Raw genomic sequence first — 15,495 nt, forward strand, 5'->3', positions numbered from 1 at the left:
GGGCTGCCCCGGCGCCGGCGAGGGGGGCTCGTGACCGACCGTCCCTTGGGGGAGCGGCAGCACCGTCCGCTGCCCCCCGTGCCGCTGCCCCCCGTGCCGCCACTCCCTGCCACCCGCCGGGACGCCGAGGACCGTCCCCCGGCCTCCCGGCCGGGCGAGCGGGCACGCCAGGAGCCGCCGTCCGTGGCCGGTCCGGGGACCCCGAGGGGCCTGCCGCTGCCCCCGCCGCCCTACCCCCAGGCGCCGCCGGGCGGCCGGCCGCTGCCGCCGGTCCCACCACCGGCGCCGCGCGTCCGCGACCTGCCGCCGGTGCCGCCGCCGCGCCGCACCTCGCGGTGGGTGCCGGGGCCCGACGACACCCAGCTGATCCCGGTCCTGCCCGCGGTGCCACGCCCGGTGGACGAGACCGAGGAGGAGGTCGAGGCCCGCGAGGGCCGTCCCGGCGCCAGCCGCGGCATCCTGCGGGCCGCCGGCACGATGGCGGTGGCGACGCTGGTCTCCCGCATCACCGGGCTGCTGCGCACGATGGTGCTGACCGCGGCGCTCGGCGTCGGCCTGGTCGGCGACGCCTACAACACCTCGAACACGCTGCCCAACATCGTCTACGAGCTGCTGCTCGGCGGCGTGCTCACCTCGGTCGTCGTCCCGCTGCTCGTCCGCGCCCAGGAGCGGGACGACGACGGCGGCGCCGCCTACGCCCAGCGGCTGGCCACGGTCGCGATCGCCGGGCTCGTCGTCGTCACCGGGCTGGCCGTGCTGGCCGCACCGCTGCTGACCTCGCTGTACGGCCTCGACGACGACCCCGCGCAGCACCGGCTGGCCACCTGGCTGGCCCGGATCCTGCTCGTGGAGATCGTCTTCTACGGCATCGGCGCGCTGGCGCAGGCGATCCTCAACTCGCGCGGGGTGTTCGGCCCGCCGGCCTGGGCGCCGGTGCTCAACAACGTGGTCGTCATCGTCACCGGCGTGCTCTTCGTCGCCGCGAGCGGCCCCGGCGACCTCACCCCGCTGACCATCACCGACACCCAGGTCTGGCTGCTCGGCGTCGGCACCACGCTGGGCATCGCCGTGCAGGCGCTGGTGCTGCTGCCGCTGCTGCGCCGGGCGGGCGTCCCGCTGCGCCCCCGCTGGGGGCTGCGCGACACCGGGCTGGGCGAGGCGGGCACGCTCGGCCTCTGGATGGTCGGCTACGTCGCGATCAGCCAGGTCGGCGTCGTCGTGGCCACCCGGATCGCCAACGCCGCCGGCCGCGAGGGCGGGCTGGGCTCGATCGGCTTCGCCAACGCCAGCCTGCTGTTCCAGATGCCCTACGGGATCATCGGCGTCGCCCTGCTGACCGCGCTGGTGCCGCGGATGAGCCGGGCCGCCGCCCGCTCCGACGTCCCCGGCGTGGTGCGCGACCTCTCCCTCGGCACCCGGCTGTCCGCGCTCGGGCTGCTGCCGGTCAGCGCGGCGCTGACCGTGCTGGGCCCGCCGCTGGCGGTGGTGGCCTTCGGGCGCGGCAACACCGGCGTCGACGACGCCCGGGCCATCGGCATCGCGCTCGCCGTCGGCGCCTTCGGGTTGCTGCCGATGGCGGTGACCCTGCTGCAGCTGCGGGTCTTCTACGCCATGAAGGACGCCCGGACCCCCACGCTCCTCCAGGTGGGCATGGTCGCCGTCCGGGTGCCGCTGCTGCTGCTCGTCCCGGTCCTGGTGTCCGAGGAGCGGGTGGTGGCCGGCCTGATGCTGGTCACCAGCCTCACCTACGTGGCCGGCTGGGTGCTCGGCCACGTCGTGCTGCGCCGCCGGCTCAGGGTGCTGGAGACCCGGGCGACGCTGCTCCCGGTGCTGCGCACCGCCGCGGTCGCGGTCGCCGCGGGCCTGCTCGGCTGGCTCGCGGTGTCCCTGGCCGATGGCGCGCTGGCTGCATCGGTGGCAGGCTCGCTCGGCACCGTGCTGCTGGGTACCGTGGTCATCGGCGTCGCGACCCTGGTCGGGCTCGTGGTCGCCCGCGCCCCCGAGGTCCGGGAACCCCTGGCAGCTGTCCGGGCCCGGCTGGGGCGGCGCGGGTGAGCAGCGTGGCGCCGCCGCCGGGGCAACCGAGCCGCCGGCCGGGAGGGGACGGGGGGCCGGGCGCACCGATGACGTCCACGACCACCGGGCTCCCCGACCGCTACCGCCCGCTGGACGAGGTCGGCCCGACCGAGACCACCGCGACCGGGGTCATCCACTGCTGGCGGGCCAAGGACCGGATCCTCAACCGCGACGTGGCCATCCGGGTGCACACCCCCGGCGGGCCGGCCGCCCGCGAGTGGATCACCCGCGCGCTGACCGCCGGGGGGCTGGCGACGCCCGCGCTGGCGATGGTCTACGACGCCGCGGAGGGCAACGGCGACGCGCAGGCGCCGGGCGGTGCGGCCTACGTCGTCAACGAGTGGATCGAGGGGCGCACCCTCGCCGAGCGCCTGGCCGAGGGCCCGATGCCCGAGCGGGAGGCGCGCACCGTGCTGCGCCGGCTCGCCGAGGGCGTCGCCGCGGCCCACCAGGTCGGGCTGGCCGTCGGGGGGCTCACCCCGGAGACCGTCGTCCTGCGGCCCAACGGCATGGTCGGACTGCGCTCGGTGCCGGCCGCCAGCGGCACCGTCCAGGGCGACGTCGCCGCCCTCGGGGAGCTGCTGGAGTACTGCCTCACCGGCCGCCGCCCGGGCACGGCCCCCGCCGGCCGGACGCCGGGGATGCCGCCGGACCTCGCCGCGCTCGTGCGCCGCGCCCGCTCCACCGAGCCCGGCGCCGGGCTCTCCAGCGTCGCCGCGATGGCCGCGCTGCTGGCCGAGCGCCCCCGCACCGGGCACACCGCCGATCCGGGGCGCGCCCCGGACGAGTCGGACAGCGGGTGGCTGCGCCGGCTGCGCGAGCGCCGCGAGGAGGACCGCGGCGAGGGCTCCGGGGACGACGTGGCGGTCGACCCCGCACCGACCCGGGACGCCTCCGGCACCGCGTTCCCGCCGCCGCAGGCCCGCGGGCTGCCGCCCGTCCCCGGCCGGCGGTACGAGGACGACGAGGACGACGACCTGCTGCCGCTGTCGACCGGTCCGGGCCGCGGGGACGACCCCGACGAGGACCTGCGGGAGGACGAGGCCGCGCAGGCGGGACGGCGACGGCTGCTCGTCGTGGGCCTGCCGCTGGCAGCGCTGGTCGTGGTGATCGCACTGGCGGTCTACCTGGGCAACCTCATCTCGCCCGACGACGTCGCCACCGACCGGTCCCCCGTGCCGAGCGCGCCGGCGACGAGCGCGCCCCCCGCCGAGGAGACGCCCGCCCCCGGCGACAGCCCGGCGCTGACCATCACCGGCGCGAGCGTGTACGACCCGTTCGGCGACGGCGACCCGGACAACCCCGACGAGGTCCCGCTGTCCTTCGACGGCGACCCGGCCACCGCCTGGTCGACGGTCACCTACCGGGGGTCGCCGGCGTTCGGCAACCTCAAGGACGGGATCGGCATCGTCTACGACCTCGGCTCCGAGCAGGCCCTGGCCGGCCTCGGCGTCAGTGGCACCGCCGGCGCCACGGTCGAGGTGCGGGTCGGCGACCGGGCCGAGGGCGACCTGGACTCCTACGACCTGGTCGCCGACGGCGAGCTCGGCGACTCGGCGGAGCTGTCCTTCGACGAGCCGGTGACCACCCGCTACGTGCTGCTGTGGCTGACCGGGCTGGCGCCCTCGGACGGCGGCTTCTCCGCCGAGGTCGCCGAGGTCACCCTCACGCCGGCGAGCTGAGGAAGGACCATCCTCCCCCCTCGCACACTCGGCCCGGGTCCCTGAAGGGTGGCCGTTCCAGTCCGTCACCAGGCTCGCGGCGAGCCTCTGGACAGGGCCGGGACGGGGCCGGCGGGGTGATCGACACCCTGCCTGCGGGGCCGTTGACCAGGGAATGCGGGACCTACGATCCTCGTTGTGCCGCGCGTGACGACGAACCACCCGACCCCAGGCCCCGCGGTGACGGAGGAGCACGTGGAGCCCGCCATCCCGCCCGCCGAGCACGACGGCGTCCGTGACCTGATCATCATCGGGTCGGGCCCGGCCGGGTACACGGCCGCGATCTACGCCGCCCGCGCGAACCTCCACCCGCTGGTGTTCGAGGGCTCGCAGTTCGGCGGCGCGTTGATGACCACGACCGAGGTCGAGAACTTCCCCGGCTTCGCCGAGGGCGTGCAGGGCCCCCAGCTCATGGACGACATGCGCACGCAGGCCGAGCGCTTCGGCGCCGAGCTGGTCGCCCGCGACGTCAGCGAGGTCGACCTCACCGCCGAGCCGAAGATCGTCAAGGTGGGCGACGAGGTGCACCGCGCGCACGCCGTCATCGTCGCCACCGGCTCGAAGTACCGGTACCTCGGCCTGGACAACGAGGCCCGGCTGCTCGGCCGTGGCGTCTCGGCCTGCGCCACCTGCGACGGCTTCTTCTTCCGCGACCAGGACATCGTCGTGGTCGGTGGCGGCGACTCGGCGATGGAGGAGGCCACCTTCCTCACCCGCTTCGCCAAGACGGTGACCGTCGTCCACCGGCGGGAGGAGCTGCGCGCCTCCAAGATCATGCAGAAGCGGGCGCAGGAGAACGAGAAGATCCGCTGGGCGCTCGGCAAGCAGGTCACCGACGTCCTGGGCGACCAGACCGTCTCCGGCGTCCGGCTGACCGACGTCGGCACCGGCACCACCGAGGAGCTGCCGGTCTCCGGTGTCTTCGTGGCTATCGGCCACGACCCGCGCAGCGAGCTGTTCGTCGGCCAGCTCAAGCTGGACGACGAGGGCTACGTGCAGGTCGAGCACCCGACCACCCGGACCAACATCGAGGGCGTCTTCGCCTGCGGTGACGTCGTCGACCACATCTACCGGCAGGCCATCACCTCGGCCGGCACCGGCGCCGCGGCCGCCATCGACGCCGAGCGCTGGCTGGCGGTCACCTTCGGCGAGCGCTGAGGACCCCCTGCCCCCACCGCTCGCACGCTCGCGGTGGGGGCAGGGGGTCCTTCCAGCGGGCATACACCCGCCGTTCCCCGGGTTGTCCTTGACAGATCAACCTGGTCGGAGCCCCTGCGCTCCGACCGTCCACGAGCCACGAGGAGAACGACCATGGCAGGCAACACCGTGACGGTCACCGACGCGACCTTCGCAGACGACGTGCTGGGCAGCGACAAGCCCGTCCTCGTCGACTTCTGGGCCGAGTGGTGCGGGCCGTGCAAGATGGTCGCCCCGGTCCTCGAGGAGATCGCCGCCGAGCACGCCGACAAGCTCACCATCGCCAAGCTCAACATCGACGAGAACCCGCAGATCGCCCGCGACTACCAGGTCATGTCGATCCCGACCATGACGGTGTTCCAGGGCGGCAAGCCGGTGAAGAGCATCATCGGCGCCAAGCCGAAGGGCGCGATCCTCTCCGACCTCGCCGACTACCTGTAGGCCTCGTCCCGAGGCTCGCCCCGAGCGTGCGAGGGGGGAGGAGGACGAGGTCCTCCCTCGTGGGCTCGGCGCGGGTTCCTGGAGGTGGCCGTTCCAGTACGTCACCTGAGGGCCTCCTCCGCCACTGGCGGGGGAGGCCCTCGCACGTCGGGGGGCCCAGCGGGCCGGGAGTCGGCCCGGGGACCACAATCGACCACGATGGGAACCGACAGCAGCATGCAGCCCTTGGGCCCGGGGGACCGTGGCCATGCCGTGGCCGACGTGCACGCCGCCCTGCGCGCCCTCACCCTCCTGCCGGCAGCGGGGTCCGCGGAGGAGGCGTCGCTGGACGAGGCGGCCTACGACCCGGCCACCGAGCTCGCCGTCCGCCACTTCCAGCAGGTGCGCGGGCTCACCGTCGACGGCCGCGTCGGCGAGGAGACCTACCGCGCCCTGTCCGAGGCCCGCTGGTCGCTCGGCGACCGGCTGCTGCACCACGACCCGGTCCGGCCCATGCGCGGGGACGACGTCACCAACCTGCAGGACCGGCTGCACGAGCTCGGCTACGACGCCGGCCCGGTCGACGGCGTCTTCGGCCCGGAGACCGAGGCCGGGCTGCGGGCGTTCCAGCGCGACTACGGCCTGACCTCCGACGGCACCTGCGGGCCGGCCACCCTCCGCGCGCTCCGTCAGCTCGGCCGCAAGGTCACCGGGGGGCGGCCGCAGCTGCTGCGGCAGAGCGCCAGCTTCGTCGAGAGCGGCCCGCACCTGATCGGCCGGCGCATCGTCGTCGACCCCGGCCACGGCGGCACCGACACCGGCTTCACCGCGGGGGAGACCACCGAGGCCGACCTGGTGCTCGACCTCGCCTCGCGCATCGAGGGCCGGCTCGCCGCGGCCGGCGCCACGGTCTACCTGACCCGCGGTCGCCACCAGGACCCCAGTCCGACCGAACGGACGGCGTTCGCCAACCACGCGCGCGCCGACCTGTTCCTCTCGCTGCACACCGACGCGCACAGCTCCGAGCACGCCCGCGGGGTGGCCAGCTACTACTACGGCACCGGCTCGGGGGCCTCGTCGACCGTGGGGGAGCAGTTCGCCAACCTGGTGCGCCGCGAGGTGGTGGCCCGCACCGGCATGCTCGACCTGGGCTCCCACCCCAAGACCTGGGACCTGCTGCGGACGAGCCGGATGCCCGCCGTCCGGCTCGACTGCGGGTACCTGTCCCATCCGGTCGACCGGCTGCTGCTGCTCGACGCCCGGCTGCGCAGCACCGTCGCCAGCGCCGTCCTCGCCGCCGTCCAGCGGCTGTTCCTGCCCGCCGAGGCCGACCCGCCCACCGGCACCTTCGTGCTGCCCGGGCGCACCTGACCGATCAGCGGCGAGATCGTCGATCTCGCTCGGTCCAGGCCCCGCACGCGTGCGGGATCGGCGATCTCGCCGGATGCCGCGACGGATGTGACAGTCGGGACGGGACCAGTCCGTCCGCTCGCCGTGTCCGCGGCGGGGTGCGCTCATCCCCTCCCTACACTCGGGATGTGGCCGATCTCCAGCCCGGAACACCCCCGGGCCCCGGTGTGCACCACCCCGCTCCGCGGCATCCGCGGCTGGACCCGCTGGCGGACCGGTACGCAGCACGCACGCACGGGATGAAGGCCTCGGAGATCCGTGCGCTCTTCTCCGTCGTCAGCCGCCCCGAGGTCGTCTCGCTGGCCGGCGGGATGCCCGCGGTCACCGCGCTGCCGCTGGACGCGGTCGGCTCGATGATCGGCGAGCTGGTGTCCGGGATGGGCGCGCAGACGCTGCAGTACGGCTCGGGTCAGGGCGACCCGCGGCTGCGCGAGCGGATCTGCGACGTCATGGCCCTGGAGGGCATCACCGACGCCTCGCCCAGCGAGGTCGTCGTCACCGTCGGCTCCCAGCAGGGGCTGGACCTGGTGACCCGGGTCTTCGTCGACCCGGGGGACGTCGTCCTCGCCGAGGGTCCGTCCTACGTCGGCGCCCTGGGCGTCTTCCAGGCCGCCGAGGCCCGCGTGAAGCACGTCCCCATGGACGACGACGGGCTGATCCCCGAGGCGCTGGAGCAGGCGCTCATCGAGTGCCGAGCCGCCGGCGACCGGGTGAAGTTCCTCTACACGGTGCCGAACTACCACAACCCGGCCGGCGTGACCCTGTCCGAGCCGCGCCGCCAGGCGGTCATGGAGATCGCCGACCGCTACGACCTGCTGGTCATCGAGGACAACCCCTACGGACTGCTGGGCTTCGACCGCGAGCCGATGCGCGCCCTGCGGGCCCGCGACGACCGCCGGGTCATCTACCTGGGCTCGTTCTCCAAGACGTTCTCGCCGGGCCTGCGGGTGGGCTGGGTGCTCGCCCCGCTCGCCGTCCGCGAGAAGCTGGTGCTGGCCACCGAGGCGCAGGTGCTCTGCCCGCCCTCGCTCACCCAGTACGCCGTCGCGCGCTACCTGGACACCCAGCCGTGGCGCGAGCAGATCAAGCACTTCGTCGAGCTGTACCGGGAGCGGCGCGACGCCACCCTCGAGTCGCTCGAGGCGCTCATGCCGGCGGGCACGACGTGGACGCGGCCGGACGGCGGCTTCTACGTGTGGCTGAAGCTGCCCCACGGGCTCGACGCCAAGCTCATGCAGCCCCGCGCGGTCAACGCGCACGTGGCCTACGTGCCCGGCATCGGCTTCTACGCCGACGGGGCGGGCCAGGAGTACATGCGGCTGTCCTACTGCTACCCCGAGCCGGACCAGATCCGCGAGGGGGTGCGCCGGCTGGCCCGCGTCATCGAGGCCGAGCTGGACCTGCACTCCACCTTCGACGGCGTGGACACCGGCACCTTCCGGGCCGTGTCCGGGCCGCAGAGTCCGACCGGGCGAGGTGTCGAGGGCATCGTCGGCCCGGCCAACAGCGACCGATACGAGGACCTCAGATGACCGAGTTCCCGAGGTCATCGAGAGACACAGCACCGCCGGTCACGAAGGCGACGAGCGCCAGCGAGGAGCCGAAGTGACCGAGCCCGCACCCGCGACCGAGTCGGAGGCCGCGCCGCACGCGCTGCGCGCCGTCGTCCTGGCCGGTGGGCTGAACGTCGAGCGGGAGGTCAGCCTCTCCTCCGGCACCCAGGTGGCCGAGGAGCTCGCCCGCGCCGGCGTGGAGGCCGAGCTGCGTGACGCCGACGCCGAGCTGCTGCCCGGGCTCGCCGCCGCCCCCGCGGACGCCGTCTTCATCGCCCTGCACGGCGCCACGGGCGAGGACGGCGCGCTGCGGGCGGTCCTGGACCTGGCCGGCGTCCCCTACGTCGGCTCCCCGGCGGCGTCCTGCCGGCTGGCCTGGGACAAGCCGGCCGCGAAGTCCGTCGTCCGCTCCGCCGGCGTCACCACGCCGGACTGGGTGGCCCTGCCGCACAGCACCTTCCGGGAGCTGGGCGCCGGTGCGGTGCTGGACCTCATCGTCGCCCGCCTCGGCCTGCCACTCATGGTCAAGCCCGCCTCGGGCGGCTCCGCGCTGGGCGTGCAGAAGGTCAGCCGGGTCGAGGACCTGCCGGCCGCGATGGTCAGCTGCTTCGCCTACGGCGACACGGTCATGGTGGAGCGCTTCGTGGACGGCGTGGAGCTGGCGCTGTCCGTGGTGGACCTCGGCGAGGGCCCGCAGGCGCTCCCGGCGGTGGAGATCGCCCCGGAGTCGGGGGTGTTCGACTACACCTCCCGCTACACGCCCGGCCTCACCGAGTACCACGCACCGGCCCGCGTCTCCGACGAGGTGGCCGGGAAGGCCGCAGAGCTCGCCGTCCAGGTGCACCGGGCCCTCGGCCTCGCCGACCTCTCCCGCACCGACGCGATCGTCGGCCCGGACGGCGAGGTGCACTTCCTCGAGGTGAACGTCTCGCCCGGGCTGACCCGCACCTCGATGTTCCCGATGGCCGTCGAGGCGTCCGGCTCCTCGCTGGGCGACGTCCTCGCCGGGCTGCTGACCCGGCGGGCCTCCACCACTCGCTGACGGAAGGGCCCTCCTGCCCCCCGCCACTCGCAGGCTCGCGCCAGGCCCCGTCCGGAGGCTCGCCGCGAGCGTGCGAGCGGTGAGGAGGACGGGGTCCTTGTGCCGGCAGGAGGGCCACGCCAGTCGCTACCCGCCGAGGACCCGTTCCGTCCGTGACGGAACGGGTCCTCGGCGGGTAGATCACTCCTCGGGACGGCGTCCGGTGATGTCCGGGGCCATCTGGCCGATGATGCGCTGCAGGTCGTCGACCGATCCGAACTCGACGACGATGCGCCCCTTCGCCCGGCCGATCTGGATCTTGACCTTGGTCTCGAAGGTGTCCGAGAGGCGCCCGGCGAGGTCCTCGACGCCCGGCGCGTTGAATTTCCGCGGCCGGCGCTTGGCCGCCGGCTCCTCGGCGACGGCCAGCGCGACGGCCTCCTCGGTGGCCCGCACCGACATGCCCTCGGCGACGATGCGCGCGGCCAGCGCCTCCTGCTTCCCGGCGTCCGGCAGACCGAGCAGCGCCCGGGCGTGGCCGGCGGAGATGATGCCTGCGGCGACCCGGGTCTGCACCTTCACCGGCAGCTTGAGCAGCCGGATGGTGTTGGTGACCTGCGAGCGGGAGCGGCCGATCTTGCCGGCCAGCTCTTCGTGGGTGGCGCCGAACTCCTCCAGCAGCTGCTGGTAGGCCGCGGCCTCCTCCAGAGGGTTGAGCTGGACCCGGTGGATGTTCTCCAGCAGGGCGTCGCGCAGCAGGGCGTCGTCGGTGGTGTCCCGGATGATGGCCGGCACGAACTTGAGGTCGGCGGCGCGGGCGGCACGCAGCCGGCGCTCGCCCATGATGAGCTCGTAGCCGCCCTCTGCGCGCTCGCGCACGACGATGGGCTGCAGCAGGCCGAACTCGCGCACGGAGTACGTGAGCTCCTCCAGCGCCTCGTCGTCGAAGACCTGGCGGGGCTGCTTGGGGTTGGGGACGACGTCGACCACCGCGACCTCGCGCAGCTGCGCGCCGGGGACGCCGACGGCCGCCTCGGCCTGCGCGGCCACCGTCGCCGCGGCCTGGGCGGCCGGCGGGAGCAGGTGGACCGGCGGACCGGCCGGCGCAGCCGGTGCGGCGTCCGCACCAGCGCCCTGACCAGCGGGCTCCGTCTCGGCGCCGGGCAGGGTGGGCTGCTCGTCGTCCGGCGCGCTGGTGGGGATCAGCGCCGCCAGCCCCCGGCCCAGACCGCCACGCTTGCTCATGCCTTGTTCTCCTCAGAGGACGGGGGGACGGGGACGGTGGCCGCGTCGGTGTCGGGGAACGCCACGACATCGGTTGCGGAGCCCACTGGAGCGGCGACGGGGGAGCCCGGGGTCGGGCGCGAGGGCAGCGGCGGCAGCGCGACGCCCCGGTGCGCGAGCTCACGGGCGGCCTCGACGTAGCTGGTCGAGCCGCGGGAGCCGGGGTCGTAGGTGACCACCGACTGGCCGTAGCCGGGAGCTTCCGAGACTCGCACGTTCCGTGGGATGACGGCGTCCAGCACGAGGCTGCCGAAGTGGTTGCGCACCTCCTCGGCGACCTGGTCGGCGAGCTTCGTCCGCCCGTCGTACATCGTCAGCAGGATGGTCCGGACGGCGATCCCCGGGTTGAGGTGCCGGCGGACGAGGTCGATGTTGTTGAGCAGCTGACCCAGACCCTCGAGCGCGTAGTACTCGCACTGGATGGGGATGAGCACCTCGTCGCCGGCCACGAGGGCGTTGAGCGTGAGCAGCCCCAGGGACGGCGGGCAGTCGATGAGCACGTAGTGCGGGCGCTGTTCCGGCGGGAGCTCCTGCAGATGGGTCTCGATCGCCCGGCGCAGCCGGTACTCGCGTGCGACGACGGAGACGAGCTCGATCTCCGCGCCGGCCAGGTCGATGGTCGCCGGCACGCAGGAGAGCAGCGGCGTGGCCGTCGTCGGGTGGACGACCTCGGCCAGCGAGCTGTCGCCGACCAGGGCGTCGTAGACCGACGGGGTCCCGACGCTGTGCGGGACGCCGAGCGCCGTGCTGGTGTTCCCCTGCGGGTCGAGGTCGATGACCAGCGTCCGCAGCCCGTACAGCGCCAACGCGACGCCGAGGTTCACCGACGACGTGGTCTTGCCGACGCCGCCCTTCTGGTTGGCGATGGTGATGACCCGGATGCGCCCCGGCACCGGGAACGGCTCCTGGTCGGCGGCGTGCAGGACCTGGGTGGCCCGCAGGGCCTCCATGGCGATGGGGCTGTCGAACTCGACGGCAGAGGCCGACTGCTCGGCCGTGAGACTGCTCCGCAGCCGCTGGCCCGGGTCGGTCATCTCAGGTCCTTCCTGCCGGTCCGTTTCACGTGGAACGGACGCGGGAAGTCGTACGGGTTCCACGTGGAACGGTCACCGCGCTCCACGCGTCATGACCACCACGGTAGTGGCAGCCTCTCCCAGCCCTGCGCCGACAGCCCGCGCGTGGACGTCGCGCATCCCGGCCGCCTCCAGTTCAGGCACCAGGGACGGCAGCTCCTCCACCGCGCGGGACCCGACGAGGGCGACGAGCTGGGCGCCCGGGCGCAGCAGCCCGCGACACCAGGACACCAGCCGGGGGAGCGCGGCGACCGCCCGCGCCGTGACGACGTCCACCGGCCCCACCGCGGCGCGCACCGAGCGCTCCTCGGCCCGGCCGCGGACGACCCGCCAGGGGGCGCCGAGCTCGGCGACGACCTCCTCGAGGAACTCCACCCGTCGGGCCATCGGCTCGACGAGGGTCAGCCGGAGGTCCGGCCGGGCCAGCGCCAGCGGGATGCCGGGCAGCCCGGCGCCGCTGCCGACGTCCACCACCCGGGCCCCGGGCGGGACGGCGTCGGCGACGGCGGCGCTGTTGAGGATGTGTCGCTCCCACAGCCGGGGCACCTCCCGCGGGCCGATCAGCCCACGGGTGACGCCGTCGGTGGCCAGCCGGGCGACGTAGCGCTCGGCGTCGCCGAGCCCGGGCCCGAACACCGACCGGGCGACCTCCGGGGCCGGTGGGACGGCCGGGGCGCCTGTGTCAGGCGAGGCGGGCTCGGTCACCGATCCGGCAGCACCACGACGCGACGGTTGGGCTCCTCGCCCTCCGACTCGCTGTGCACGCCGGAGATCCCGGCGATGACGTCGTGCACGACCTTGCGCTCGAACGGGTTCATCGCCGAGAGCCGCTCCGGCTGCCCGCTGGACGCGACCCGGCGGGCCGTCTCGGCGGCCAGCGAGGTCAGGTCGGCCCGGCGCCGGGCACGGAAGCCGCTGATGTCGAGCATCAGCCGGCTGCGCACGCCGGTGGACTGGGCGACGGCGAGCCGGGTGAGCTCCTGCAGCGCCTCGAGGACCGCACCGTCGGTACCCACCAGGTCCGCGAGGTCGCCGCCGACGATCGCCACCGACGCCCGGTCGCCCTCGACGTCGAGGTCGATGTCGCCGTCCACGTCGAGGATGTCGAGCAGCCGCTCCAGGTAGTCACCGGCGACGTCGCCCTCACGGACCAGCAGGTCGGCGCCGTCGTCGTCGACCACGTCCGCCGGCTCGATAGCGGAGTCCGCGCCGTCGTCGTCGGGGTCGGGCAGGTCCGGCTGCGCCGGGACCCCGCCGTCGGCGGGCACCGGGCTCAGGACCGCGCCGGAGGTGGCCTCACTGGTGAGACCGGCCGGCTCGGTGGGGTGCTGTGGGGCGCTCATGGCGTGTCCTCCGAGTGGGTGCGGGCGTCCGGGGTCAGCCCCGGTGGTCGGTGGCCGGCGCGGGCGCCCGACGGGGACCCCGCGCGCCGGGTCAGCGGCGCTTGCGCTTGCCGCGGTTGGCCGGTCCCTGGCTGCCGCGACCTGCACCGCTCCGCGGGCGCCCGCCCGACGGGCGGGCGGGCGACGACGGGCCGTCGGAGCCGGCAGCGGTGGCACCGGCGGCGGTGGCACCGGTGGGGCTGGCACCGGTGGGGGTGGCCGCGCCGTCGTCCGCAGGGGTGCCGGGCGCAGGAGTGTCGGCCGCGGTGTCACCGGTCGGGTTGGCCACCTCGACCGTGGAGGCCGGGGCGGTGCGGCCGCTCTTCGGGCGGACCGGCTTGGCGCCGGGCCGGGGGGCCAGCGCCTTCGGGTCGACGGCCGGCTTGTCCGCGGCTGCCTTGGCCTTGGCGGCGTCGGAGCCGGGCGGCGGCATCTTGCGCAGGATGAAGAACTGCTGGCCCAGCGTCCACAGGTTGTTGGTGAACCAGTAGAGGAGGACGCCGATCGGGAAGAGGAAGCCGGAGACGAACAGGCCCAGCGGCATCACGTAGAGCAGCATCTTCTGCACCATCGCGGCCTGACCCTCGACCGGGCCGGAGCGCCGCATGATCTGCTTCTGCGTGAAGAAGGTCGTGAAGCTCATGATCACGATGAGCAGGAACGCGACCACCCGGATCTGGCCGTAGCCGCCGGTGATGTCGAGGATCGCCTGCTCCTTCGACCCGCTCATGAAGAACGAGGAGGAGATCGGCGCACCGAAGAACGGCGCCCGCGCGGCCTCGTCGGTGAGCTCGGCACTCCAGCTGTAGAGGCCCTGCGCGTCGGGGGCCAGCCGCCGCAGCACGTGGAAGAGCGACAGGAAGATCGGGATCTGCGGCAGGATCGGCAGGCAGCCGGCCAGCGGGCTGACCCCGCGCTCGCGCTGCATCTTGAGCATCGCCTCGCTGAAGCCCTGCCGGTCGCTGCCGTACTGCTTGCGCAGCCGTGCGATCTCCGGCTGGAGCTCCTGCATCGCCCGCTGGGACTTGACCTGCTTGACGAACAGCGGGAAGAGGATCACCCGCACGGTCACGACGAGGAAGACGATCGACAGCGCCCACGTCAGGCCCGACAGCCCGGTCCCGGCTTCGGGGTCGTCGAAGGCGAGGCTCCACAACGCGTGCCACTGCGCCATGACCCACGAGATGGCGGTGTACAGCCAGTCAAGCAAGGGGGGACTCCTCCTGCGGGGCCCGGCGGGGTGCCGACGGGACGGGTCGGGCGGTTCCGGGTTCGGGTGTGCGGGCGGGCGGCACCAGGTCGAGGCCACCAGGGTGCCAGGGCGCGCACTTGAGCAGCCGGCACAGCGCCAGCCAGCTGCCCCGCCCCGCGCCGTGGACGGCGAGCGCCTCGGCGGCGTAGGCGCTGCAGGTGGGCTGGAAGCGGCACCGTGGCGGGAGCGCCGGGCTGATCGCCCGCTGGTAAAAGCCGACGACGGCCAGCATCGCCCGGGCCACCGGACGACGGCGGTGCTCGGCGGCCGGCCGACCGGGGACCTCGGTGCCTGGGTCGGCGCTCACCGGGTCCGGGCCCGGGGCTCGAGCACGCGGTCGAGCCCGGCGGAGAGGTCGCGGGCCAGGTCCACCGAGGTGGCCGTGGCCGCCTCCGGCCGGGCGCGGACCACCAGGTCCGCGGTGGGCGGCAGCCGGTCGAGCTGGTCGAGCACGACCGCGCGCAGCCGCCGGGTGACGCGGTGGCGCACCACGGAGTTGCCCACGGTCTTGCCCACCACGAAGCCGGCCCGTGGACCACCGACCGTCCCGGCATCGCCGGGGGTCGGGGTCACGGGCCGTTCGGGGAGGTAGTGGAGCACCATGGTCGGCCGTCCGGCACGCCTGCCGGACCGGACGACCGCGGTGAAATCCGGACGCCGGCGCAGGCGTGCCTGCGCGGGCAGCACCTCAGGCGGAGAGCTTCTCGCGACCCTTGCGCCGACGGCCGGCGACGATCGCCCGGCCCGCGCGGGTGCGCATCCGCAGCCGGAAGCCGTGGGTCTTGGACCGGCGACGGTTGTTCGGCTGGAACGTGCGCTTGCTCACGAGGTACTCCTACGACACGACATCGACGGGGCGCGCCCACCGGGAGGTGGGCGCACGCGACAGGGACGGGCACACGGCGCGAGCCGGTTCCCGTCCATGGATCTCGGCCCAGCATAGCCGAGGGAGCGCGACGACCGGCGGCCCGGCCGGACGCGGACTCCCCAGGGTCTCCCATCCGCGCGTGCGGGCGGCGGTGCCGCGCCGTCCCGCCCGGGGCGACACGCCACGCGGCGCGCCGACAGCTCGCGCCAGGCTCGTTGCCGGGCTGTGGACGGGGCTG

Annotated in this window: 15 protein-coding genes; 7 read left to right on the plus strand and 8 right to left on the minus strand. The window is 74.6% G+C overall.

Annotation, left to right across the window (positions count from 1 at the left end):
• Window positions 1-78 precede the first annotated feature (78 nt).
• The 7 genes from murJ to GOBS_RS24945 all read left to right on the plus strand — a co-directional run bounded on the left by murJ (window position 79) and on the right by GOBS_RS24945 (window position 9,419).
• A complete protein-coding gene (gene murJ / locus GOBS_RS24910; protein WP_243697599.1) occupies window positions 79-2,055 on the plus strand; it encodes a murein biosynthesis integral membrane protein MurJ in 1,977 nt (658 codons plus the stop codon).
• A gap of 68 nt (window positions 2,056-2,123) precedes the next feature.
• Window positions 2,124-3,758 (plus strand): hypothetical protein, encoded by a 1,635-nt coding sequence (locus tag GOBS_RS24915; RefSeq protein ID WP_012951033.1) that lies wholly within the window; start codon window positions 2,124-2,126, stop codon window positions 3,756-3,758.
• A 234-nt stretch (window positions 3,759-3,992) separates the two neighbouring features.
• Window positions 3,993-4,955: a thioredoxin-disulfide reductase gene (gene trxB / locus GOBS_RS24920; RefSeq protein WP_208104359.1), complete on the plus strand. Its 963-nt coding sequence runs from the start codon at window positions 3,993-3,995 to the stop codon at window positions 4,953-4,955.
• A 33-nt stretch (window positions 4,956-4,988) separates the two neighbouring features.
• The gene (gene trxA / locus GOBS_RS24925) at window positions 4,989-5,435 is read left to right on the plus strand and encodes a thioredoxin (RefSeq protein ID WP_425557048.1); all 447 of its coding nucleotides are present in this window, start codon (window positions 4,989-4,991) and stop codon (window positions 5,433-5,435) included.
• Window positions 5,436-5,687: 252 nt separating this feature from the next.
• Window positions 5,688-6,785 (plus strand): N-acetylmuramoyl-L-alanine amidase, encoded by a 1,098-nt coding sequence (locus GOBS_RS24935; RefSeq protein WP_243697600.1) that lies wholly within the window; start codon window positions 5,688-5,690, stop codon window positions 6,783-6,785.
• A 167-nt stretch (window positions 6,786-6,952) separates the two neighbouring features.
• On the plus strand, window positions 6,953-8,356 hold the full coding sequence (locus tag GOBS_RS24940) for an aminotransferase-like domain-containing protein (protein WP_166487509.1): 1,404 nt from the start codon (window positions 6,953-6,955) through the stop codon (window positions 8,354-8,356).
• Between the two features lie 73 nt (window positions 8,357-8,429).
• Window positions 8,430-9,419, plus strand: a complete 990-nt coding sequence (locus tag GOBS_RS24945; protein ID WP_012951038.1) for a D-alanine--D-alanine ligase family protein — start codon at window positions 8,430-8,432, stop codon at window positions 9,417-9,419.
• 180 nt (window positions 9,420-9,599) lie between these two features.
• On the opposite strand, the gene GOBS_RS24950 is transcribed toward GOBS_RS24945, so the two are convergent.
• From GOBS_RS24950 to rpmH, 8 genes are all read right to left on the minus strand, one after another.
• The gene (locus tag GOBS_RS24950) at window positions 9,600-10,643 is read right to left on the minus strand and encodes a ParB/RepB/Spo0J family partition protein (RefSeq protein WP_012951039.1); all 1,044 of its coding nucleotides are present in this window, start codon (window positions 10,641-10,643) and stop codon (window positions 9,600-9,602) included.
• A complete protein-coding gene (locus tag GOBS_RS24955; RefSeq protein WP_012951040.1) occupies window positions 10,640-11,716 on the minus strand; it encodes a ParA family protein in 1,077 nt (358 codons plus the stop codon). The genes GOBS_RS24950 and GOBS_RS24955 overlap by 4 nt, the downstream gene beginning before the upstream one ends.
• A 72-nt stretch (window positions 11,717-11,788) precedes the next feature.
• Window positions 11,789-12,460 carry a 16S rRNA (guanine(527)-N(7))-methyltransferase RsmG gene (gene rsmG / locus GOBS_RS24960; protein WP_012951041.1) on the minus strand — a complete coding sequence of 224 codons (672 nt, stop codon included), beginning with the start codon at window positions 12,458-12,460 and terminating at the stop codon, window positions 11,789-11,791.
• A complete protein-coding gene (locus GOBS_RS24965; RefSeq protein ID WP_012951042.1) occupies window positions 12,457-13,098 on the minus strand; it encodes a Jag family protein in 642 nt (213 codons plus the stop codon). The genes rsmG and GOBS_RS24965 overlap by 4 nt, the downstream gene beginning before the upstream one ends.
• Window positions 13,099-13,189: 91 nt before the next feature.
• Window positions 13,190-14,347, minus strand: coding sequence for a membrane protein insertase YidC (gene yidC, locus GOBS_RS24970; protein ID WP_012951043.1), 1,158 nt, complete (start codon window positions 14,345-14,347; stop codon window positions 13,190-13,192).
• A complete protein-coding gene (yidD, locus tag GOBS_RS24975; protein WP_243697601.1) occupies window positions 14,340-14,696 on the minus strand; it encodes a membrane protein insertion efficiency factor YidD in 357 nt (118 codons plus the stop codon). The genes yidC and yidD overlap by 8 nt, the downstream gene beginning before the upstream one ends.
• Window positions 14,693-15,076: a ribonuclease P protein component gene (rnpA, locus tag GOBS_RS24980; RefSeq protein WP_012951045.1), complete on the minus strand. Its 384-nt coding sequence runs from the start codon at window positions 15,074-15,076 to the stop codon at window positions 14,693-14,695. Before rnpA ends, yidD begins: the two co-directional genes overlap by 4 nt.
• A 1-nt stretch (window position 15,077) precedes the next feature.
• Complete coding sequence (gene rpmH / locus GOBS_RS24985; protein WP_012951046.1) at window positions 15,078-15,215, minus strand: 50S ribosomal protein L34; 138 nt, start codon at window positions 15,213-15,215, stop codon at window positions 15,078-15,080.
• Window positions 15,216-15,495 lie beyond the last annotated feature (280 nt).

The sequence above is a fragment of the Geodermatophilus obscurus DSM 43160 genome, from assembly GCF_000025345.1.
In the GTDB taxonomy this organism is placed as follows: domain Bacteria; phylum Actinomycetota; class Actinomycetes; order Mycobacteriales; family Geodermatophilaceae; genus Geodermatophilus; species Geodermatophilus obscurus.

What these genes read in the sequence shown, in the direction of transcription:
- GOBS_RS24955 (WP_012951040.1), bottom strand. Translation starts at nt 11,716, where the DNA reads ATGACCGACCCGGGCCAGCGGCTGCGGAGCAGTCTCACGGCCGAGCAG.
- GOBS_RS24965 (WP_012951042.1), bottom strand. Translation starts at nt 13,098, where the DNA reads ATGAGCGCCCCACAGCACCCCACCGAGCCGGCCGGTCTCACCAGTGAG.
- GOBS_RS24950 (WP_012951039.1), bottom strand. Translation starts at nt 10,643, where the DNA reads ATGAGCAAGCGTGGCGGTCTGGGCCGGGGGCTGGCGGCGCTGATCCCC.
- GOBS_RS24915 (WP_012951033.1), top strand. Translation starts at nt 2,124, where the DNA reads ATGACGTCCACGACCACCGGGCTCCCCGACCGCTACCGCCCGCTGGAC.